Origin of the sequence: Pseudomonas sp. Pseusp88 (assembly GCF_047303955.1) — a bacterium.
Lineage (GTDB): Bacteria > Pseudomonadota > Gammaproteobacteria > Pseudomonadales > Pseudomonadaceae > Aquipseudomonas.
This window is the reverse complement of record NZ_JBGLYM010000010.1, coordinates 133,915-154,012: the sequence shown is the minus strand read 5'-3', so window position 1 is coordinate 154,012 and position 20,098 is coordinate 133,915. Positions and strand designations below refer to the sequence as shown.

Here is a 20,098-nt window from a genome sequence, read left to right as displayed (position 1 = left end):
CCTCAGAAGCTGCGTGGCAGTTCGAGCAGATGCTCGGCGACGTAGGAAAGAATCAGGTTGGTAGAGATCGGCGCCACTTGGTAAAGGCGGGTCTCGCGGAATTTGCGCTCAACGTCGTATTCGCAGGCGAAACCAAAACCGCCATGGGTCTGCAGGCAGGCATTGGCCGCCTCCCAGGACGCCTTGGCCGCCAGGTACTTGGCCATGTTGGCGCTGGCCCCGGCGTTCTTGCCGTTGTCGTATTCCTCACAGGCACGCCAGCGCATCAGGTCAGCGGCCTCGATCTCGATATGGGCTTCGGCAATCGGGAACTGCACGCCCTGGTTCTGCCCGATGGGGCGGCCGAATACCACCCGGTCGCGGGCATAGGCGGCGGACTTCTCGGTGAACCAGCGACCGTCACCGATGCACTCGGCGGCGATCAGGGTACGTTCGGCGTTGAGGCCATCGAGGATGTAACGGAAACCCTTGCCCTCTTCGCCAATCAGGCTGTCGGCAGGCAGTTCCAGGTTGTCGAAGAACAGCTCGTTGGTCTCGTGGTTGACCATATTGGCGATGGGCTGCACGGTCAGGCCGTTGCCAATGGCGGCGCGCAGGTCGACGAGGAAAATCGACATGCCTTCGGATTTCTTCTGCACCTCGGCCAACGGCGTGGTGCGGGCCAACAGGATCATCAGGTCCGAGTGTTGAATGCGCGAGATCCACACCTTCTGCCCGTTGATGATGTATTTGTCGCCCTGCCTGACGGCGGTGGTCTTGATCTTGGTGGTGTCGGTGCCGGTGGTGGGCTCGGTCACGCCCATGGACTGCAGACGCAGCTCGCCGCTGGCGAGCTTGGGCAGGTAATAGCGCTTCTGCGCTTCGCTGCCGTGACGCAACAGGGTGAACATGTTGTACATCTGCCCGTGTACGGTGCCGGAGTTACCGCCGCACGCATTCACTTCTTCAAGAATCACCGAAGCTTCGGTCAGGCCCAGGCCCGAGCCGCCGTACTCTTCCGGGATCATCGCCGACAGCCAGCCGGCGTCGGTCATGGCCTTGACGAAAGTCTCAGGGAAACCTTTTTCTTCATCGATCTTGCGCCAGTAGGCGGCGTCGAACTCTGCGCAGAGGGCACGTACACCTTCGCGGATGGCATTAAGGTCTTCGTTTTCGTACGGGTTCATCTTGTTATGTCCTCGGATATGCCTTGGCCTGCCATCACTGGGGCCACAAAATCTCGTCCCCAAAAAAATTGAGCCTTCTCAGCCTCAGTCGAACTGCACTTCTGCGCTTTGCGCTACGCCCGCTTCATTACCGGCCCACAGTTGCGCCTTGCCCGCTTGCAGCAGCTGGCCGCCGACCACAAAGGGTGTCGGCACGGTCAGCGGACGCACGCCGCGATAGGCGAAATGACGCACCCTGGCCTCGGGGTTGGCACGAATGAACGCACGCAGGTTAAGGGTGGCGATCATCGGGCCGTGCACAACCAGCCCGGCGTAGCCTTCGACTTCGGTCACGTAGGGGTAATCGTAATGAATGCGGTGGCCGTTGAAGGTCACGGCGGAATAGCGGAACAACAGGGTCGGCGTTGGCGTGACGCTTTCACTCCAGTCACCGGCAGGTGGAGCATCGCCACTGTTGAGTTTGGGTGGGTTGGGTTCGCGGTAAACGATGTCCTGCTCTTCCCGCACGCAGAGTTCGCCGTTCTGCGAATAGTCGTGGCGCAGGGTAACGAACAGCAGCGAGCCGGTGCGGCCGTGCTTTTCCTCGATATGCAGGATGGTCGACAGGCGATGGGCATCGGCACCGGCCTTGAGTGGCGCGATAAATTCGACGCGGCCACCGGCCCACATGCGGTTGCGATTATCGGCCGGGGGCAGGAAGCCGCCGCGGGCCGGATGACCGTCAGCGCCAAGCAGGGATTCGAACACCGGCTCCTGAAAGAAGCACCATTGCCACAACGGCGGCAGCGCCTCGCCATCAGCCGGGACAGGCTCGCCGAAGGTCGCGGCAATGCGCTTGACCAGGTTATGGCTCAGGTGGTCCCGGGCCTCCTCGGTACGTCCAATCCAGGCACTGTAATCCGTAGGCGAAACGGTAGCGCTCATGCAGATAACCTCTTTGGCGGTTTTGTTATGGGGCCATCATGCGGCGGGTCTGGCATTCTGAGAATTTACATTTATGTAATCCGGCGTTCATGTATGCTGAACGCCGTTAGCGGTAAACACTCCAAAAACAATGAGAACTCCGGCATGCATTTCGATCTGGCAGACCTGCGCCTGTTTATCCACATTGGCGAATCGCCGAGCCTGACCCAGGGCGCCCGCCGTGCGTTCCTCTCCCCCGCTGCCGCCAGTGCGCGAATCAAGGCTCTGGAAGGCCAGCTCGACACCCGCCTGCTGTACCGCGACAGCCGCGGCGTCGAACTGACCCCGGCCGGACAGCAGCTGCTCAAGCATGCGCGACTGATCATGCGCCAGGTCGATTATCTGAAAAGCGAATTCACCCATTACGGCACCGATTCGGCCGGGCATATCCGCATCTTCGCCAACACCACGGCGGTCACCGAATTTCTCCCCGAAGTGCTGGCCGGCTTTCTGGCCAAGCGCCCCGGTGTGACCGTGGACCTGCAAGAGCGCCTGTCCCGGGATATCGTCCGTGGCGTACTGGATGGCAGCACCGATATGGGCATCATCGCCGGGCCAGTCGAAGCCGCGGGCCTGCAAGTGATGCATTTCAGCACCGACCGCCTGGTGCTGACCGTGCCCGCCGGCCATGAGCTGGCAAAGCTCGAACAGGTCACCCTCAAACAGACCCTGGCCTATCAGCATATCGGCCTGCATGAAGGCAGTACCCTGCTCAGCTTTCTGCGCGACCATGTCGAGCGCATTGGCGAACAGTTGTCGCTGCGGATTCAGGTATCCAGTTTCGAGGCCATTTGCCGCATGGTCGAAGCCGGCGTGGGCATCGGCATCATTCCCGAATCGGCAGCGATCCGACACAGCCGCACCATGGAACTGGTGACCATACAGCTCGACGAAAGCTGGGCGGTGCGTGAGCGCAGCATTCTCGTGCGCGAACTCGATGCGCTGCCGGGAACGGTCAGGGCGTTGATTGCGACATTGATGCCACAGGCGTCCGAGGTATAGACACGTTGCTCCCATAGAAACCTGTTCCAGTTAAGCAATGTCATAATTTCAGACACACCGCTCGACAAGAGGCGCTAACACCGAAAAGAAATCTGGCAGACTGCACCGCATCTGTCTGTCTTGCTGCGCGGAAGTCTCGCCCATGCCCACTGTCTTCTTCTCACGCCTGAAAACCCGCTGGCTACGCTGGACCTGCCTGGCCCTGCTGAGCGTCGGCCTGCCCGTGGGTTGCGTGGCCTTGCAGCATGAGGAACGCAAACTGGTGTTTGCCATCGAACCAGGCGATGCCAGCTGGTACAGCGGCCTGCCCAGGGGCGTGCAGGAATTCGAACTCAAGGCCTCGGACTTCGGCACCCAGCAGAACATTCACGCCTGGTGGTGGCCATCGTCGCGTCAGGACGCTCCGGCCATCCTCTACCTGCACGGCGCGCGCTGGAATCTGACCGGCCAGCTGTTTCGCATAGAACAACTGCGGGCCCTGGGCTTTTCGGTACTGGCCATCGACTATCGCGGCTTCGGCCAGAGCAAAGGACCGCTGCCGTCGGAAAGTAGCGTCTATGAGGATGCCCGGGTCGCCTGGGAACGCTTGAAGACCCTGCAACCGGATCCGCGTCGGCGGCTGATCTACGGGCACTCCCTGGGTGGCGCGGTGGCCGTGGACCTGGCCGCAGAGCTGGGGCGCGACGCACAACGCAGCCATGAGCCCGTGCAGGCGCGAGGGCTGATTATCGAGTCGACCTTCACCACCCTGGCCGAAGTCGCCACCGCCGTGGCCAGCAAGAAGACCTCGCTGCCGGTGCGCTGGCTGTTGTCGCAGAAGTTCGACAGCGTCGACAAGATCGCCGATATCCATATGCCGGTGCTGATCGTCCATGGCACCGGCGATCAATACGTGCCATCACGTTTCAGCAAGACCCTGTACGAAGCGGCGAGAGAACCAAAAAGCCTGCTGCTGGTACCCGGCGCCACCCATAACAACAGCATGAACCTGGGCCGCCAGGCCTACAGCCAGGCCATCCGCACGCTGCTCGACCCACCGGCGCGCACCGCCACGCAACAGACGGCAGAGCAGGCCACGGCGGGTTAAAGGTTATTCAGCGGGGATCTGCCGGGCGGCAAAGGGGCGACTATTGATCACCACCTTGCCGGGATGACTGTCGGCGGCCACTTCGTTATTCAGCCGTTGCAGCAGTGCCTGGGGGTCTTCGATGGGCAACTGCGCCAGGCGTTGTGCGGGCAAGTTCCACCACTGGCTGGCCAGGAGGCCGTCGATCACGTCCTGATCGAAGCGATAACGCACCACTTTGGCGGGCGAGCCGACGGCAATGGCGTAGGGTGGAATGTCCTTGTTGACCAATGACTGCGCACCGATCACTGCGCCGGTGCCAATGGTCACGCCCTCGAGAATCAAAACGTCCATGCCGATCCACACATCGTGACCGATCACCGTCTGCTGGACGCCATCATGATGCGGCGCAATCCCACCCAATTTCTGGCGCAGGCTGACCAGGCCGCTGTGGGACGTCAGCCAGCTCAATGGATGGGACTTGCGATCCTGACCGATGATCACGTCCTTGGCGATGGAGCAATAACGGCCGATGCTGGCAACGTCATGCAACTCGGTGCCGCTGACGATATCGGTGTAAGCGCCGATGCTCAGCTTGCGCGACATGATCTTGACCTGATGCAACTTGACCCCATGCTCCAGGGTCAGCTCGGTATCGCGGCGCAGGCCCTTGATCCCACTGTCCAGGCGGCACTGATTCAGCGCGAGCGCTTTTTTCAGCTTGCGATCCAGCAGCGCCCGCTTGAGGAAATTCATTGGCAGATTCCACAGAGATTGACGGCACGGCAGCAGGCGCCGCCCCGTCCTACATAAGATCGGGAATCATCTCACAATGATGGCAAATACCAAAAAGGCAAAACCGGGTGGTCATCCGGGCGTATGAGTTGGAATAAGACAGGTGGGAGATTCTATGTTTGCTTTAAAGCCAGAGCAGCCCCTTCGCGGATGAATCAGCTCCCACAGCTCCGATGATATTCATGCGCTACTGTGGGAGCGAATTCATTCGCGAAAACTTTATTCCGGACGCCGCCAATGTGTTGGATGTACCGGCCCCTTCGCGAACAAACTCCACACATGGCCAGTGATGCATAAGAAAATCGCAGGGCATTTCCCTTTCTTCTGAGTGAAATTTCCGAGAAAATCCCAAGCGCTTGCACCTGCCTATTGAGGTGTCTAGGCTGCGCCGGTCGCTGGATTCAGCGATCGGGTTTAGTAGCCCGTCCCAATAGGTGCACAGTACCTTTACCGCCCGGCAACCCGCTTCAGGGTTGCCGTCGGCGTTATGGTGACCGTGCGCAGGGCGCCTTCGGGTGCGCCGGTTTCCTATTGGCCGGTCTACTAACCTGTGCACGGCCGCCACCCATCGTTTAGTAGCGAGCAGTGACGGCTCTATTTCTCAATAGGAGCAATCATGTTCAGGATCACCGAAAATCCCCCTGCCCCACTGCAAACCCTCTTCGCCAACGCCGACCAGCGCATTCGTTTGGCCCGCGACCTTCTGGAATGTCTGGAAGGTGCCGATGCCTGCGACAAACCTCATCTGACCCATGCCGCGCGGCTGCTATTGGATGACGGGTGCGAGGTGATGGCCGTGATGGAGAAACATGTTTTGGACAGGGCTGACAACACCATCACCTGAATTGGAATGAAACCTTGTAGGAGCCGGCTTGCTGGCGATGGCGATGTAATAGCCGACATCTTCATCGGCTGATCCGCCGCCATCGCCAGCAAGCCGGCTCCTACATGTGGGCCCTGTTTCAATTCGAGATCTGGGCAGCGCTGATCGACTTACATCAGGCAATACAACAACACGATATTGACCACCAGCATCGCCAGCGCCGTCGGCACCTGGGCCTTGATCACTGCGTATTTGTCGGGCAATTCCAGCAGTGCCGCCGGGACAATGTTGTAGTTGGCCGCCATGGGCGTCATCAGTGTTCCGCAATAACCGGAGAACATGCCGATGGCCGCCATCACTGCCGGGTTGGCGCCGAACACGCCGACCAGGACCGGTACGCCGATGCCGCCGGTCATCACCGGGAAGGCGGCGAAGCCGTTGCCCATGACGATGGTGAACAGCGCCATGCCGAGCACGTAGACCGCTACCGCCACCAGACGCCAGTCCATATTGATGTAGTGGGTCGCCAGGTGCGCCACCGCCTTGCCGACGCCAGCGTCGTTGAACATCAAGCCGAGCATGGCGAGCATCTGCGGCAGTACCAGCGCCCAGCCGAGGGCTTCGGTCAGGCGACGGGATTCGCGCATGGCCTGCACCGGGGTGTCGCGGGTCAGCCAGCAGGCCAGGGCCAGGGCGATCAGGCTGCCGATACCCAGGGAGACGAAGGTGCTGTTGGCCGGGTCGAGCAACGCAACATCGCCGAACTTGACCTTGCTCAGGAACACCGCGCCGAATACCGTCACCAACGGGATAGCCAATGCCGGGATAAACAGCTTGTTCTTCAGGCGTCCGGCACTGGCGCGGCGAGCGGCATCAGGCAGGTCGTCGTGCTTGCCGAAGCCGACACCGCCGAAGCCTGCGATGACAGCCATCACCAGCACACCGGCGCCGACCACGTCAGACGGCAGTCGCTCGCCGATCAGGAAGGCCACGGCAAACAGCCCCCAGAACAACCCGGCGCTCCAGCGCTTGGGATTGCTGGCATCGAGCAGGGTCATGGCCGAAGTGATGGCCAGGACGATCCCGGCCAACCAGTACAGGTATTGGATCGAGATAATCATTGGGCGCTCTCCTGGGCGACGGCGGTCGGCGTGGCGGCTTGCGGCAATGCCTTGAGTTCGCGGTTCAGGCGCAGGTCAAAGCGATACAGGCGAATGGAGTGGATGATGAACACGCTGATCGCCGTGGGAATGCCCCAGACCGCGATATGCATGGGCTCGACATCAATGCCGGCGCCGAGCAGGAAGGTGTGCATCAGGGCAATGGCGCCAAAAGCGACGAAAATGTCTTCACCGAAGAACAGGCCGATATTATCGGTCGCCGCGCACAGGGCCAGCAGCTTGACGCGGATGGCTTCCGGCAGCTTGCCGAAACGCGATTCCGCCGCACCTTCGGCCATGGGTGCCAGCAAGGGGCGGACCATCTGCGGGTGCCCGCCAAGGCTGGTCAGCCCCAGTGCTGCTGTGGTCTCGCGCACGAACAGATAAGCGATCAACAGCCGCCCGGCGGTGGCGCCGGTAAAGCGCGCGATCCAGTTCTGCGCATGCAGGCGCAGGCCGTGGCGCTCCAGCAGGCCGATCACGGCCAGGGGCAAGAGGATGATCAGGGGCAAGGTACGGGTTTTGATGAACCCGGTGCCGATGGTACTGAGGATGGTGTCCAGGGGCATGCTCGCGGCAAACCCGGTGGCGACCGCCGCCAGGGCGACCACCAGCATAGGATTGAAGCGCAGGACAAAACCCAGAACGATGACCAGCACGCCCAGCAGCGGCCAGAGATTGATAGCGGTTTGCATAGGTAACGTCTCTTCGTTGTCAGCCTTGTGGGCTGGATAAACGGCGGAAAACACATCGGGTGTCATCCCTGCTGGCGGTGGTGCCGCAGGGCACAGCCATCTGAATAAATGCGATCTTCTGTAGGAGCTGCCGGAGACTGCGAATGGGATCTACCTGTCACACCGCTTTCGCAGCCTTCGGCAGCTCCTACAGACGTTCATTTCATGTCAGAGGTGTGTGTCGTCTGATCCCACACCTGTTACCAAAGCGGCAGCGTGTAGCTGACAATCAGGCGGTTTTCGTCGAGGTCGTTGCCGAAGTTGGAGCGTACGGTCGCGTTACGCCATTTGATCCCCAGGTTTTTCAGGGCGCCGCTCTGGAACACGTAGCCGATATCCATGTTGCGTTCCCACTCCTTGCCTTCGCCGCCTGCGGCGCGCTGTACGTTGTCGCCGGATACATAGCGGGTCATGAAGGTCAGGCCGGGAAAACCGAGGGAGGCGAAGTCGTAGTCGTAACGGGCCTGCCAGGAGCGCTCGTGGATGTTGGCGAAGTCGCCGATCTGGATAAAGTTGACCAGGTACGGGTCGCTGCCGGTGATATAGGGGAACGGGTCGCTGCCGCTCATGCGCTGATAACCGGCGCCGAAGGCGTGTGAATTGAGTTTGTAGGTGAGCATGCCGCCCATGGCGCGGTTGTCGAGGTCGCGGAAGTTGCCGTCTTCCGAGCTTTTCGAATATCGCAGGTCGGTCTTCAGGCTCTGCCCCGCACCCAGGGGCAGGACATGTACCAGGCCGCCGTAATACTGGTCGTAGACATTTTCCAGTTGTGCGTAACGGGCGCTCAGGGTCAGTTGTGGCGTGATCTGGTAATCGCCACCGCCGAAGTTGAAATCGTTGCTCAGGCCGCCGATGCGGTTGGCGGTCATTTCGGTGAAGTCAGTGGAGCTGTTGGCCTTGATCCGGTCGATATGACCGCCGATGAATTTGAAATCGGTCAGGTCCTGGGAGGTGACCAGGCCGCCGCGAAAGGTCTGCGGCAACAGGCGGGTATCGTTGGAGGACACCACCGGATCGCGGAAGAACAGCGTGCCGACTTTCAGTTCAGTCTTGGAGATCTTGACCTTACCGGTCAGGCCGAGCTTGGCGTAGTCATCCTGGGAGCCGCCGGAAGACAGGTCCGCAGGCAACAGCCCTGTGCCTGCCGTGCCCGAGCCGGAGTCCAGCTTGACGCCAACCATGCCCAAGGCATCCAGGCCGAAGCCGACGGTGCCGGCGGTGTAGCCCGATTGCAGGCGCAGCAGGAAACCTTGTGCCCATTCTTCAGCCTTGTCCCGGGCACCGCTCTGGCGGAAGTCGCGATTGAAGTAGAAGTTGCGCGCTTCCAGTTCGCCTTTGCTGTCGGCGAGGAAATCCGCCTGGGCCTGCAGGCCGTAGCCCAATGTGCCGGTACCCAGTGCAAGCGCACAGAAAACCTTGAGTTTATGCTCGTACATTTACAGCCTCCCCTTGAGCGCACAGCGGCGTTGGGCCGTCTGCTGGCAGAGCGCATTTGTTATTGAAATGGCGCGGCACAAGGAGCCGTCACCCCGAAGGCCTGTCTGCGCCGGTGTCACGCTGCGCAGGTGGCCTCTCTCGTCGGGGCCAATCTTTCGGCAAGGTGGCGTTTTGCGTCCAACGGGAAAAAACCGCTATGCCTCATAAGAATTTCTGTTCACTGTCTGGCATATAACCTGCAATTTCCTGGGGATATGCATTGGCCTTTTGAAACAGGAATCCCCCGTTGAACCTCAAATTTCTGGAAACATTCGTCTGGGTCGCCCGCCTGAAAAGCTTCCGGCTGACGGCGGAAAAACTCTTCAGCACCCAGGCGTCGATTTCCAGCCGTATCGCCGCCCTGGAGGACGAACTGGGCGTGCGCCTGTTCGTCCGCGACTCCAAGGGCGTATCCCTGACCCCCGAGGGGCAGCGGGTGCTGGAGTACGCCGAACGCATGATGGATACGATGCAAAGCATGAAGGCGGCGATCAAGGATCCGCGTCAGGTGCGTGGGCGAATACGTATCGGGGCAATGGATACGGTCATACACACTTGGCTCAGCCCGTTGGTAACACGCTTGATGAAGTGTTACCCGTTACTGGAGATCGAGCTGACCGCCGACACTGCCAGCAACCTCTGTGCGCAGCTGGAAAAGGGCTATCAGGACATCATTTTCCAGACCGACATGCTGCGTTTCGACAGCGTGCGCAACGCCGTATTGATCCGCTATCCGATGCATTGGGTGGTCCCGACCGGCTCACCGTACGACCGTACCTACGAGTCGCTGGAAGAGCTGTCCCAGGAACGCATCGTCACCTTCTCGCGCAACTCGCGGCCCCATCAGGACATCCTCAACCTGCTGCACAACGCCAATATCATCAACCCGCGCATCAACTGCGTGAACTCGGCCTCGGCCATCACCCGCCTGGTGCGGGACGGCTTCGGCATCGGTGCCATGCCGGCGCAACTGGTACGCGGCGAACTGGCCCAGGGCGCACTGACCCTGCTCAACGACATCGCCCTGCCCTCGGTGATGGACATCGTCGCCAGCTGGCGCAGCGGTGCGGGGATGGAGCTGGTGGAGGATATCGTCAGCCTGACCCGGGAAGTGGTCGAGGAATTCCACGCCGAATCGCCGCGTGGGGATGTGCCTTATGTGTTGGATGTGCTGTAGGGAAAACGCAGATCTGGTGTTACGTTGGAGCGAGGCTTGCCCGCGAAGCGATGTTTAAGACACAGAAATGTATCGAACAGTCGGACCTCTTCGCGGGCAAGCCTCGCTCCAACGAAATCTCACCGCCGCACCTGATTGGCGCATCTTATAGAGAGAAGCAGCACTCCCGCGCCCCATCCCTGCCCACAAAAAAAACCAATGCCCGCCCCGTCTTTTTTCTCGTTCGACAAACCCCGGCGCCTCATTAAACCTGCAAGTCGGGTTTACCAGCATTGGTTACGGGAGGCGTCATGCGCATGTCACTTAAGTTCGGCCACAAGATTCTGTTCGGCGCCTGCCTGATCGTGGTTGTGGTGTTTCTATCCTTTGCTCTGTTCAACGACTATCGCCAGAGCAGCAGTACCCGCGAGGCGCTGCAACGCAACTTGCAGGGCATGGGCAAGGTGCTGGGCATCAATATCGAGAGCTGGCTGTCGGGGCGCATTCTGTTGTTGCAGGGCGTGGCCGAGAGCATGGCCGCCGAGCCGACGCCGCAGAACGTCGCCCGCCTGCTGGAGCAGGACATCGTTACCTCGACCTTTGTCGCCAGTTATGTCGGTCTGGCTGACGGACGCTTCGTCATTCGCCCGCAGCGGGTCATGCCCGAAGGCTTCGATGCCCGCCAGCGCCCTTGGTACAAGGACGCCGCCCAGAGCCTCAAGCCGGCCCTGACCGAACCTTATATCGGTGCCGGTACGGATTACCTGGTGATGACCCAGGCGGTGCCGATCAATGCCAAGGGCCAGGTCGCCGGGGTGCTCGGTGCCAACCTGAGCCTTGAGCAACTGGCGAAAATCATCAACGCCGTGGACCTCAACGGCATCGGCTATGCCTTTCTGGTCAGTGCCGACGGCAAGATTCTGGTGCATCCGGACAAAGCCCTGGTGACCAAGACCCTGGCCCAGGCTTTCCCGAATGGCGCTCCGACGATCAATAGTGACTTCAGCGAAGTCGAGGAAAACGGTGCCACCCGCATCATCACCTTTACCCCCATTGGCGGCTTGCCATCGGTGAAGTGGTCGATCGGCCTGTCCGTGGACAAAGACAAAGCCTACGCCGCCCTGCATGAGTTCCGTCGCTCGGCGCTGATAGCCACCCTCGTCGCCGTTCTGGTTACTCTGGCCCTGCTCGGCCTGCTGATTCAGGCGCTGCTGAGGCCCTTGCACAGCATGGGCAAGGCCATGGAATCCATTGCCGAAGGTGAAGGCGATCTGACGCAGCGCCTGAACAGCCAGTCCAAAGATGAGTTCGGCGTACTGGCCCAATCGTTCAACCGCTTTGTCGAGCGCATCCAGCAGTCCATCAGCCAGGTACTGACCTCCAGCAGCCAACTGACTGCCCTGGCGACCCGGGTCAGCCAGGCATCGCATTCGTCCCTGGACAGCTCCGACGCCCAGGCCGCGCTGACCCATAACGTCGCCACGGCAATCAATCAGTTGGGCGCCGCCGCCCAGGAAATTGCCCAGAACGCCGCCCACGCCTCCCATCGCGCCGCCGACGCCCGGGAGCAGACCGAGCACGGCCGGCAAGTGGTGGAGCGCAGCCTGGTGGCGATGTCACAGTTGTCATCCCAGGTGATCAGCACCCGTCAGGATATCGAGAGCCTCAACGACAAGACCCTGCGCATCGGCCGTATCCTCGATGTGATCAAGGGCATCTCCGACCAGACCAACCTGCTGGCCCTAAACGCCGCTATCGAAGCGGCCCGGGCCGGGGATGCCGGACGCGGCTTTGCCGTGGTCTCGGATGAAGTGCGCAGCCTGGCCCAGCGCACCCAGCAGTCGGCCAACGAAATCCAGAGCATGATCGAGGAACTGCAGGTCGGCGCCAGCAGCGCGGTCACCGCCATGCTTGCCAGTCAGCGCCACAGCGATGACAACGTCAAGACCGCGCACCTGGCCGGGGAGCGCCTGAACAGCGTGCTGACGGGGATCGGCGAAATGAACGAGATCAATATCTCCATGGCCGCCGCCACGGAAGAACAGACCTCTGTGGTGGATAACCTGGACCGGGATATCAGCCACATCACCGATCTCAACCAGGCCATGGTCGGTAACCTCAAGTCGACCTTGCAGGCGTGTACAGAGCTGGAAGATCAGTCCAAGCGGCTACAGCAGTTGGTCAATACCTTCCGCATCTGAACTGGATCTCACGCTTTAGGCAAACTCCCGTGGGACCGGCTTTAGCCGGGAAAGGGCCAGCGCAGGCAAGACATTTTCGGCGCCTGAGCCATTGCCTTACCGGCTGAAGCCGGTCCCACTGAAAATCCACTCAAACCAAGAGAGTCGCCAACCTCATTCCCCCCGATGCCGAATAAAGGTATCCAGCAGCCAGGTCCCCGCCGGCCCCAGGCTGCGCTGGCGGGACCAGATCACGTCCACTGCCGAACTGCGCGGCCAGCCAGGTACATCGAGTTCCTTCAGCCTCCCGCCGGCATATCCCGAGACCAGCCAGCGCGGCAACGCCGACCAGCCGAAACCGAACGCCGCCATGTCCATCAGCAACAGGTAATTGGGTGCCGACCAGCTGCGGTGGCCGCTGGTGGGCAAGTCGTCGGTGGGCACTCCCTGATCGACCAGGGTATTCAGGCGCAGGGCGCGATGGCCTGCCAGTTTCTGATAATCCACCGCTGTCTCTGCTGCCAACGGGTGTTTGTGACCGACGAACAGGCCGAAATCGGCGCGTTCGGCAATGGTTGCGTAGCCGACTTCCGGCGGATAACTCGCCTGCGCGGATAGCAGCCCCAGAGAAGCGCGACCCGACTGAATCAGGTTGATCGCATCACCGTGCTCAGCAAACACGCACTCCAGTTCCAATTCGGGAAAGCGCTCGTCCAGTTCGCTCATGCGCGCTTCGAAATCGGTAAAAGGGTTGGCATCGGACAGCACCAGGGTCAGGCGCGGTTCCATGCCTGCGGCCAGGCGCCCCGCGGCGCGGCGCAATTTGTCCGAGGCAGCGAGCACATCCTCGATACGACCGAGCATCGCCCTACCCGCCTCGGTCAGGACCGGATGCCGGGCCGAACGATCGAACAGTTCCAGGCCCAGATCGATTTCCAGGCGGGCAATGGCTTCGCTGATGGTGGACTGACTCTTGCCCAGGCGCCGCGCCGCTGCGCTGAAGGAACCGAGGGCGACGGTCTGGGCAAAGGCTTCGAGGGCTTCGGGAGAATAATTCATATATCGGTTTTTCCGATGGAGACCATTTTCACTGTAACGCAAGGACCGATGACAATGCAGGCCTGTTTCGCACTACGAGAGAAGTTGTCATGTCTGCCAAGGGGAAAACCCTGAAGGAGCGCGCCTTCCATGCCCTGCTGTTCGAGATCATCGGTGTGCTGCTGTTTGCGCCGCTGCTCGCCTGGCTCATGGACCACTCGTTGAGCCGCATGGGCGCCATGACGGTGATGGTGTCCACCGCTGCGATGCTCTGGAATATGCTGTTCAATGCATTGTTCGACCGTTTGCGCGCGCGCCTGCATCTGGCCATGTCCATGGGCTTGCGAGTGTTACATGCCCTGGCGTTCGAGGGAGGATTGGTGCTGGTAGTAGTGCCACTGGCGGCGTGGTGGCTGTCGCTCAGCCTGCTGGATGCGCTGCTGCTGGATATCGGCCTCTTGCTGCTGTTCCTGCCTTATACCCTGATTTTCAACTGGCTCTACGACACCTTGCGTGAGCGCCTGGCGCCCGCACGGGACGCCAGGGCTGTGCAGCGTTAGGCGGATTCAGGCAGGAACAGGTACGGCGAGTGCGCCAGACCGGCCTGGAGCTGCCTGGTGCCTTCGTCGGCGAACACTTCTTCCTTGCCCGCTTCCAGAGCGTCGAGGGTTTCGATGGCCACGGACTGCGGGGAAACCTTGGGCGCATCAAAACCGTGAGTCAGGTCGGTGTCGACGAACCCCACATGCAGGCCCAGCACCTGGATGGCTTTCTCACGAATATCCATGCGCAGGGCGTTGGTGAAGCTCCAGGCCGCCGACTTGCTGGCGCAATAAGCAGTGAGGATCGGCAGCGAAACCCAGGTAGCGTTGGACAGCACATTGACGATGGCGCCACCGCCATTGGCCTGCAATACCGGGACAAAGCCCTGGCTCATGCGAATCACGCCGTAATAGTTGGTTTCGAAGAAACGCCGCGAATCCTCGATCACCGCCGCATCCAGGGAATTCTCCCGGACACCGGCGATACCGGCGTTATTCACCAGCAGCGTGACATCACCACACTGGGCAACAGCTGCGGCGACCGACGCATCATCGGTGACATCAAGCTTGACCGGCACCACGCCCGGAATGTTGATGCTCTCGGGATTACGCACACCGGCGTAGACCTTCTTCGCGCCACGGGCGAGCAGTTCCTGGGCGAAAGCCAGGCCGATACCGCGGTTAGCGCCGGTGACGAAAGCAATGGAATCTTTGACTTGCATGATGTTGCCCCTTGCTGAAATGGGTGGCGAATGCGTTGAGGATCAATTGGATTACGACCGTAATTCTATTGATAATGCAGGGTCCATTCGCGAATCGCAAGGGGATTTATCAGGTTGCTGCAAGCGCTACTGGTCTTCCCAGGGCAAAGCCTTACCCGCACGGACCTGAGCGTTGATCGAACGCAGCAGGTCCAGAGGATCGCGATCGGTACGCGCATGGCTTTGTTCATCAACCCAGGTCGAGACCTGCCGCCGGTCCAGCCCCGGGCGTAGATGAAGGATCTCCACCAGTTGCCGTTCACATTGCTGGGCGTAGGCCACTACGCTGGAAAACAAAGGGCTGTTCATAGGGGCGGGATCCTCATCATTCGTCTGCCAGCGACGTCAATATGCCAGTAGCGCCCTGCAAGCGCACCTGCCTTGAGCGTCGCGCAAAGCCGGTGCTACCATTCGCAACCGCCGGGCCGGCAAGGAATCAACGGGATTATGAGCAGTATTCGCGAGCGCAACAAAGAGCTGATCCTGCGCGCTGCCAGCGAGGAATTTGCCGACAAAGGCTTCGCTGCCAGCAAGACCAGCGATATCGCGATCAAGGCCGGGCTGCCCAAGCCCAATGTCTACTACTACTTCAAATCCAAGGAAAACCTCTATCGCGAGGTGCTGGAAAGCATCATCGAACCGATCCTTCGCGCCTCCACACCGTTCAACCGCGATGGCGTCCCAGCCGAGGTGTTGAGCGCCTATATCCGTTCCAAGATCCGCATTTCCCGCGACCTGCCCTTCGCCTCCAAGGTTTTTGCCAGTGAAATCATGCACGGCGCGCCGCATCTGACACCCGAACAGGTGCAACAGCTTAACAATCAGGCCAGGCACAATATCGACTGCATCCAGGCCTGGATCGACAGCGGCCAGATCGCCCCTGTCGACCCTCATCACCTGATGTTCAGCATCTGGGCCGCGACCCAGACCTATGCTGACTTCGACTGGCAGATCTCCAGCGTCACCGGCAAGGAAAAACTCGACGACGCCGATTACGAAGCCGCCACCGAGACCATCACCCGGCTGGTGCTCAAGGGGTGTGAGCTGGATCGGGTGTAGCCCTGTGTGCAGCTAGCGCAGAGATGTGGAAGCAGAACCTGTGGGAGCGAATTCATTCGCGAAGAGGCCGGTACATTCAACGCATTTTCAACGACTTTAATATTGCCTTCGCGAATGAATTCGCCCCCACGGAACTCGCTCCAGATCCACTATCACAGCCATAAAAAAACCCGCCGAAGCGGGTTTTGGTGTGACCATCCAACATCCTGTCGGCTGCCGTCCTGACAATGGTCGATCGTCCGTGATCCCGCAGCGCTTCCTTGGCTGCGGTTGTTGGATCCAATCTTACCGCTATCCTGAAAAATGGCAATAGCGCGAAACACCCTCTCGTCGTGTAAGACTTTAGCCATATACGCCTACGCTCCATAAAGAAAAATCTCACATCACTCTCAGATTTGTAGTGTGATAGCCGAAAGCCTTTAAAGCCCCAATAAAAACACATCGAGGCCGCGATCATGACTATGCGCAACTTCTCCATCAGCCGGCGTCTGTGGCTGATTCTCATCGTATCGTTGCTGATGCTGTTCACCCTTGCAGCCGTCATGCTCAAGCAAGTGCATACCGACCTGTATGAGGCCAAGGCGCAGAAAACCATGCACCTGGTGCAGGCGGCCAGTGGGGTTCTCGACTACTACAACGGCCTGGAAAAAGCCGGCACCCTGACTCGTGAACAGGCCCAGCAACAGGCGCTGAGCGCGATTCGCGGGCTGCGATACAACCAGACCGACTACTTCTGGATCAACGATCTGCGCCCGGTAATGATCATGCACCCGGTCAACGCCAAGCTCGAAGGTCAGGACCTCTCCGCCATCCGCGACCCGGACGGTTTCGCGGTGTTCAACGAGATCGTCGCCGTGGCCAAGAGCAAGGGCGCCGGCCCGGTCAACTATCGCTGGCCCAAGCCTGGCGCCAGCGAGCCAGTGCCGAAGACCTCCTATGTGCAACTGTTCGCACCCTGGGGCTGGATCATCGGTTCGGGCGTGTATGTCGATGACGTGGTCGCCGAGTTCCGCCAGCAGGTGATGTATGCCGCGCTGGTCAGTGCCCTGATCATGCTGGTCATGGGTCTGTTGGTGGCGACGATCGCCCGCAGCATCGTCAAGCCCTTGCAGGTCACCGTGAGCGCCATGGCCAATATCGCCAGCGGCGAGAGCGACCTGACCCGCGCCCTGGACACTCACGGCAGCGACGAAGTCAGCCAACTGGCCCGACACTTCAACGACTTCACCGCCAAGCTGCGCGGGGTCATCAACCAGTTGCAGCAGTCGGCGACCAGCCTCGGCCAGGCGTCCACGGCCATGGGCAGCGATTCCGCCCAGGCCCTGAGCCGCAGCCAACAGCAATCCCAGCAAATGGATCTGGTGGCGACCGCCGTCAATGAAGTGACCTATGGCGTGCAGGATGTGGCGAAGAACGCCGAGCATGCCGCCAAGGAAATGCGCGATGCCGAAACCCAGGCCAATCAGGGTCAGGTCAATATCGACAGCAGCCTGCGCCAGATCGACCACCTGTCCGGGACCATCGAACAGGCCGTGGAGGTGATCCGTACCCTTTCCAGTGAAAGTACCCAGATCGGCGGCGTGCTGGAAGTGATCAGCTCGATTGCCGAACAGACCAATCTGCTGGCGCTCAATGCCGCTATCGAGGCCGCACGGGCCGGAGAGCAGGGTCGCGGCTTTGCCGTAGTCGCCGACGAAGTTCGACTGCTGGCTCAGCGCACACAGAAGTCCACGGCGGAAATCCAGGGCATGATCGAGCGCCTGCAGACCCACTCCAACGCCGCAGTGAAAGTCATCGGCGACAGCAGCCGGTCCTCGCAGCTGACTATCGAACAGGCCAACCTGGCCGGGCAGAGTCTTGGCTCGATCATTCAGGCGCTGCGCAATCTCAACAGCCTGAACACCTCCATCGCCAGTGCGACACTGGAGCAATCCCACGTGGTAGAAGACATCAACCAGAACGTGACCCAGGCCGCACAGCTGTCGCAAAGCACTGCTCTGGCCGCTGAGCAATCCAGCACCGCCAGCCTGCATCTGAAGGACCTCAGCGAGCAACTGAACAGCCTTTTGCACCAGTTCAAGGTCTGACGCAGGCCGCACCCCCACGGGCTCGCGCCGGGCCCGAGGGTTGCGTTGTCAGGCGCAATCCCTCAGGCTCGTGCCCTCTTCACTGGGGACACAACTTCATGGACAGCAACCTCAGTCGGCGCGAGCAGTTGCGCATCGTCATTTTCCAGACCGACACCCCTGCCGGGCGGCGCTTTGACCAGGCGTTGCTGGTGATCATCCTCTGCAGCCTGTTTATCGTCATTATCGACAGCATTGAATCGGTCCACCGCAACTACGCCGACCAACTGGCCTGGATCGAATGGGGCTTCACCGCTGTCTTCGCCATCGAATACGCCCTGCGCCTGTACTGCTCGCCAAGGCCTCTGCAATACGCCTTCAGCTTCTATGGCCTGGTGGACCTGCTGGCCATCGTACCGGGCATTCTCGCCATCTATTACAGCGACGCCCAATACCTGCTGATCGTGCGCATCATCCGCATGCTGCGTATCTTTCGGGTGCTCAAGCTGGGGCCCTATCTGAAACAGGCCAATTACCTGCTATCGGCCCTGCGCGGCAGCAAACAGAAGATTATCGTGTTCCTGGTTTCGGTCTCGACCCTGGTCGTGGTATTCGGCACCCTGATGTACGTGATCGAAGGCCCGGAACACGGCTTTACCAGCATCCCAATGGGCATCTATTGGGCCATCGTCACCCTGACCACCGTGGGTTTCGGCGATATCGTGCCCAAGACCGCACTGGGGCAAATGCTCTCGTCGCTGGTGATGATCACCGGTTACTCGATCATCGCCGTGCCCACCGGCATCTTCACTGCCGAACTGGCCAATGCCATGCGCGGCGACCAGTTGCAGCGCGACTGCCCTGTGTGTACCAAAAACACCCATGAACACGATGCGGCATTCTGTTCGCGCTGCGGCAACGCGCTGTTTCCGGGACCTGCAAAGAAAGCATAAGCAAATACGTTTTTAATCTTTAAAGGCCTATTGCAGTCCGGCTATAGTCCCGGCACTCAGCCATCATCCCCTTATAAAAATACTCAACTCAACCAAAGGAATGCGCAGTGAAAAAACTCTTCGCCGCCTCGCTACTGGCCACCGGCCTGGCCCTGAGCAGCGCCGCCATGGCTGCCCCTACCCTGCTTAACGTCTCATACGACGTGATGCGCGATTTCTACAAGGACTACAACGCCGCCTTCCAGAAACACTGGGAAGCCGAGCACAAGGAAAACGTCGCGGTTCAGATGTCCTTTGGCGGTTCGAGCAAACAGGCGCGTTCGGTCATCGACGGCCTGCCCGCCGATGTCATTACCATGAACATGGCTACCGACATCAACGCCCTGGCCGACAACGGCAAGCTGGTCCCGGATAACTGGGTCACCCGCCTGCCGAACAACAGCGCGCCGTTCACCTCGGCCACGGTATTCATCGTGCGCAAAGGCAACCCCAAGGCTCTGAAAGACTGGTCCGACCTGGTCAAGGACGGCGTCGAAGTAGTGGTGCCGAACCCGAAAACCTCGGGCAACGGCCGCTACACCTACCTCTCCGCCTGGGGCTACACCCTGAAGAATGGCGGTGATGAGGCGGCAGCGAAGAAATTCGTCGGCGACCTGTTCAAACACGTACCGGTACTGGATACCGGCGGCCGTGGCGCCACTACCACCTTCATGACCAACCATATCGGTGACGTACTGATCACCTTCGAAAACGAAGCCGAGATGATCGCCCGCGAGTTTGGCCGCGATCAGTTCGAAGTGGTCTACCCAAGCGTCTCCGCCGAGGCCGAGCCACCGGTCTCCGTGGTCGATACCGTGGTCGACAAGAAAGGCAGCCGCGCCCTGGCCGAAGACTACCTGAAGTTCCTCTGGTCGCCAGAAGGCCAGGAAATCGCCGCGAAGAACTACCTGCGCCCGCGTGACCCGGCCGTACTGGCCAAGTACACCGACCGCTTCCCGAAAGTCGACTTTCTCTCGGTAGAGAAGACCTTCGGCGACTGGCGTACGGTGCAGAAGACCCACTTTGTCGACGGTGGGGTGTTTGATCAGATTTATCCAGGGAAATAGTCCGACGGTTCATGTTCAAAACGGCAGCCTCTCGAGGTTGCCGTTTTAATAG

19 protein-coding genes and 1 pseudogene are annotated in these 20,098 nt (G+C 60.3%); 11 read left to right on the top strand and 9 right to left on the bottom strand.

Annotated elements, in window-relative coordinates; translation table 11 throughout:
* Positions 1-2: 2 nt before the first annotated feature.
* Both ACCD02_RS15610 and ACCD02_RS15605 read right to left on the bottom strand, forming a co-directional pair.
* On the bottom strand, positions 3-1,166 hold the full coding sequence (locus ACCD02_RS15610) for an acyl-CoA dehydrogenase family protein (protein WP_413303327.1): 1,164 nt from the start codon (positions 1,164-1,166) through the stop codon (positions 3-5).
* A gap of 84 nt (positions 1,167-1,250) precedes the next feature.
* Positions 1,251-2,090: a MaoC family dehydratase N-terminal domain-containing protein gene (locus ACCD02_RS15605; RefSeq protein WP_413303325.1), complete on the bottom strand. Its 840-nt coding sequence runs from the start codon at positions 2,088-2,090 to the stop codon at positions 1,251-1,253.
* A gap of 144 nt (positions 2,091-2,234) precedes the next feature.
* On the opposite strand from ACCD02_RS15605, the gene ACCD02_RS15600 reads away from it, so the two are divergent.
* Positions 2,235-3,131, top strand: coding sequence for a LysR family transcriptional regulator (locus ACCD02_RS15600; protein WP_413303322.1), 897 nt, complete (start codon positions 2,235-2,237; stop codon positions 3,129-3,131).
* A 142-nt stretch (positions 3,132-3,273) separates the two neighbouring features.
* The gene (locus tag ACCD02_RS15595; RefSeq protein WP_413303320.1) at positions 3,274-4,218 is read left to right on the top strand and encodes an alpha/beta hydrolase; all 945 of its coding nucleotides are present in this window, start codon (positions 3,274-3,276) and stop codon (positions 4,216-4,218) included.
* 3 nt (positions 4,219-4,221) lie between these two features.
* Here ACCD02_RS15595 and ACCD02_RS15590 read toward each other — a convergent pair whose 3' ends face one another.
* Positions 4,222-4,953: a CatB-related O-acetyltransferase gene (locus tag ACCD02_RS15590; RefSeq protein WP_413303317.1), complete on the bottom strand. Its 732-nt coding sequence runs from the start codon at positions 4,951-4,953 to the stop codon at positions 4,222-4,224.
* A gap of 655 nt (positions 4,954-5,608) precedes the next feature.
* Between ACCD02_RS15590 and ACCD02_RS15585 the strand changes: the two genes are divergently transcribed.
* On the top strand, positions 5,609-5,836 hold the full coding sequence (locus ACCD02_RS15585; protein WP_413303314.1) for a hypothetical protein: 228 nt from the start codon (positions 5,609-5,611) through the stop codon (positions 5,834-5,836).
* 149 nt (positions 5,837-5,985) lie between these two features.
* Here ACCD02_RS15585 and ACCD02_RS15580 read toward each other — a convergent pair whose 3' ends face one another.
* The 3 genes from ACCD02_RS15580 to ACCD02_RS15570 form a co-directional block, all read right to left on the bottom strand.
* Entirely contained in the window at positions 5,986-6,936 is a 951-nt protein-coding gene (locus ACCD02_RS15580; RefSeq protein WP_413303312.1) for a DUF979 domain-containing protein, read from the bottom strand.
* Positions 6,933-7,670 (bottom strand): DUF969 domain-containing protein, encoded by a 738-nt coding sequence (locus ACCD02_RS15575; protein WP_413303309.1) that lies wholly within the window; start codon positions 7,668-7,670, stop codon positions 6,933-6,935. The genes ACCD02_RS15580 and ACCD02_RS15575 overlap by 4 nt, the downstream gene beginning before the upstream one ends.
* Before the next feature lie 239 nt (positions 7,671-7,909).
* Positions 7,910-9,145, bottom strand: coding sequence for an OprD family porin (locus ACCD02_RS15570; protein WP_413303307.1), 1,236 nt, complete (start codon positions 9,143-9,145; stop codon positions 7,910-7,912).
* 287 nt (positions 9,146-9,432) lie between these two features.
* Between ACCD02_RS15570 and ACCD02_RS15565 the strand changes: the two genes are divergently transcribed.
* The 3 genes and pseudogenes from ACCD02_RS15565 to ACCD02_RS15555 all read left to right on the top strand — a co-directional run bounded on the left by ACCD02_RS15565 (position 9,433) and on the right by ACCD02_RS15555 (position 12,542).
* Positions 9,433-10,362 (top strand): LysR family transcriptional regulator, encoded by a 930-nt coding sequence (locus tag ACCD02_RS15565; RefSeq protein ID WP_413303304.1) that lies wholly within the window; start codon positions 9,433-9,435, stop codon positions 10,360-10,362.
* A gap of 290 nt (positions 10,363-10,652) precedes the next feature.
* Positions 10,653-11,687: pseudogene (locus tag ACCD02_RS15560) on the top strand (cache domain-containing protein); the annotation flags it as partial.
* Between the two features lie 243 nt (positions 11,688-11,930).
* Positions 11,931-12,542, top strand: coding sequence for a methyl-accepting chemotaxis protein (locus ACCD02_RS15555; protein WP_413303431.1), 612 nt, complete (start codon positions 11,931-11,933; stop codon positions 12,540-12,542).
* A gap of 153 nt (positions 12,543-12,695) precedes the next feature.
* Here ACCD02_RS15555 and ACCD02_RS15550 read toward each other — a convergent pair whose 3' ends face one another.
* Positions 12,696-13,580: a LysR family transcriptional regulator gene (locus tag ACCD02_RS15550; RefSeq protein ID WP_413303301.1), complete on the bottom strand. Its 885-nt coding sequence runs from the start codon at positions 13,578-13,580 to the stop codon at positions 12,696-12,698.
* 89 nt (positions 13,581-13,669) lie between these two features.
* On the opposite strand from ACCD02_RS15550, the gene ACCD02_RS15545 reads away from it, so the two are divergent.
* On the top strand, positions 13,670-14,119 hold the full coding sequence (locus ACCD02_RS15545) for a multidrug/biocide efflux PACE transporter (protein WP_413303298.1): 450 nt from the start codon (positions 13,670-13,672) through the stop codon (positions 14,117-14,119).
* Here the strand turns inward: ACCD02_RS15545 and ACCD02_RS15540 are convergent.
* Together ACCD02_RS15540 and ACCD02_RS15535 are read right to left on the bottom strand one after the other, a co-directional pair.
* Positions 14,116-14,823: an SDR family oxidoreductase gene (locus ACCD02_RS15540; protein ID WP_413303295.1), complete on the bottom strand. Its 708-nt coding sequence runs from the start codon at positions 14,821-14,823 to the stop codon at positions 14,116-14,118. The two genes, ACCD02_RS15545 and ACCD02_RS15540, sit on opposite strands and share 4 nt — an antisense overlap.
* A gap of 126 nt (positions 14,824-14,949) precedes the next feature.
* Positions 14,950-15,171: a hypothetical protein gene (locus ACCD02_RS15535; RefSeq protein ID WP_413303293.1), complete on the bottom strand. Its 222-nt coding sequence runs from the start codon at positions 15,169-15,171 to the stop codon at positions 14,950-14,952.
* Between the two features lie 138 nt (positions 15,172-15,309).
* On the opposite strand from ACCD02_RS15535, the gene ACCD02_RS15530 reads away from it, so the two are divergent.
* From ACCD02_RS15530 to ACCD02_RS15515, 4 genes are all read left to right on the top strand, one after another.
* Positions 15,310-15,921, top strand: a complete 612-nt coding sequence (locus ACCD02_RS15530; RefSeq protein WP_413303290.1) for a TetR/AcrR family transcriptional regulator — start codon at positions 15,310-15,312, stop codon at positions 15,919-15,921.
* A 455-nt stretch (positions 15,922-16,376) separates the two neighbouring features.
* Positions 16,377-18,008: a methyl-accepting chemotaxis protein gene (locus tag ACCD02_RS15525; protein ID WP_413303288.1), complete on the top strand. Its 1,632-nt coding sequence runs from the start codon at positions 16,377-16,379 to the stop codon at positions 18,006-18,008.
* Between the two features lie 98 nt (positions 18,009-18,106).
* On the top strand, positions 18,107-18,940 hold the full coding sequence (locus ACCD02_RS15520) for an ion transporter (RefSeq protein ID WP_413303285.1): 834 nt from the start codon (positions 18,107-18,109) through the stop codon (positions 18,938-18,940).
* 107 nt (positions 18,941-19,047) lie between these two features.
* Positions 19,048-20,046: a sulfate ABC transporter substrate-binding protein gene (locus ACCD02_RS15515; protein WP_413303282.1), complete on the top strand. Its 999-nt coding sequence runs from the start codon at positions 19,048-19,050 to the stop codon at positions 20,044-20,046.
* Positions 20,047-20,098: the final 52 nt, after the last annotated feature.

Coding starts and splice junctions, on each gene's coding strand:
- ACCD02_RS15525 (WP_413303288.1), top strand. CDS start 16,377: ATGACTATGCGCAACTTCTCCATCAGCCGGCGTCTGTGGCTGATTCTC.
- ACCD02_RS15570 (WP_413303307.1), bottom strand. CDS start 9,145: ATGTACGAGCATAAACTCAAGGTTTTCTGTGCGCTTGCACTGGGTACC.
- ACCD02_RS15605 (WP_413303325.1), bottom strand. CDS start 2,090: ATGAGCGCTACCGTTTCGCCTACGGATTACAGTGCCTGGATTGGACGT.
- ACCD02_RS15590 (WP_413303317.1), bottom strand. CDS start 4,953: ATGAATTTCCTCAAGCGGGCGCTGCTGGATCGCAAGCTGAAAAAAGCG.
- ACCD02_RS15610 (WP_413303327.1), bottom strand. CDS start 1,166: ATGAACCCGTACGAAAACGAAGACCTTAATGCCATCCGCGAAGGTGTA.
- ACCD02_RS15595 (WP_413303320.1), top strand. CDS start 3,274: ATGCCCACTGTCTTCTTCTCACGCCTGAAAACCCGCTGGCTACGCTGG.
- ACCD02_RS15585 (WP_413303314.1), top strand. CDS start 5,609: ATGTTCAGGATCACCGAAAATCCCCCTGCCCCACTGCAAACCCTCTTC.
- ACCD02_RS15520 (WP_413303285.1), top strand. CDS start 18,107: ATGGACAGCAACCTCAGTCGGCGCGAGCAGTTGCGCATCGTCATTTTC.
- ACCD02_RS15540 (WP_413303295.1), bottom strand. CDS start 14,823: ATGCAAGTCAAAGATTCCATTGCTTTCGTCACCGGCGCTAACCGCGGT.
- ACCD02_RS15530 (WP_413303290.1), top strand. CDS start 15,310: ATGAGCAGTATTCGCGAGCGCAACAAAGAGCTGATCCTGCGCGCTGCC.
- ACCD02_RS15550 (WP_413303301.1), bottom strand. CDS start 13,580: ATGAATTATTCTCCCGAAGCCCTCGAAGCCTTTGCCCAGACCGTCGCC.
- ACCD02_RS15575 (WP_413303309.1), bottom strand. CDS start 7,670: ATGCAAACCGCTATCAATCTCTGGCCGCTGCTGGGCGTGCTGGTCATC.
- ACCD02_RS15545 (WP_413303298.1), top strand. CDS start 13,670: ATGTCTGCCAAGGGGAAAACCCTGAAGGAGCGCGCCTTCCATGCCCTG.
- ACCD02_RS15600 (WP_413303322.1), top strand. CDS start 2,235: ATGCATTTCGATCTGGCAGACCTGCGCCTGTTTATCCACATTGGCGAA.
- ACCD02_RS15580 (WP_413303312.1), bottom strand. CDS start 6,936: ATGATTATCTCGATCCAATACCTGTACTGGTTGGCCGGGATCGTCCTG.
- ACCD02_RS15535 (WP_413303293.1), bottom strand. CDS start 15,171: ATGAACAGCCCTTTGTTTTCCAGCGTAGTGGCCTACGCCCAGCAATGT.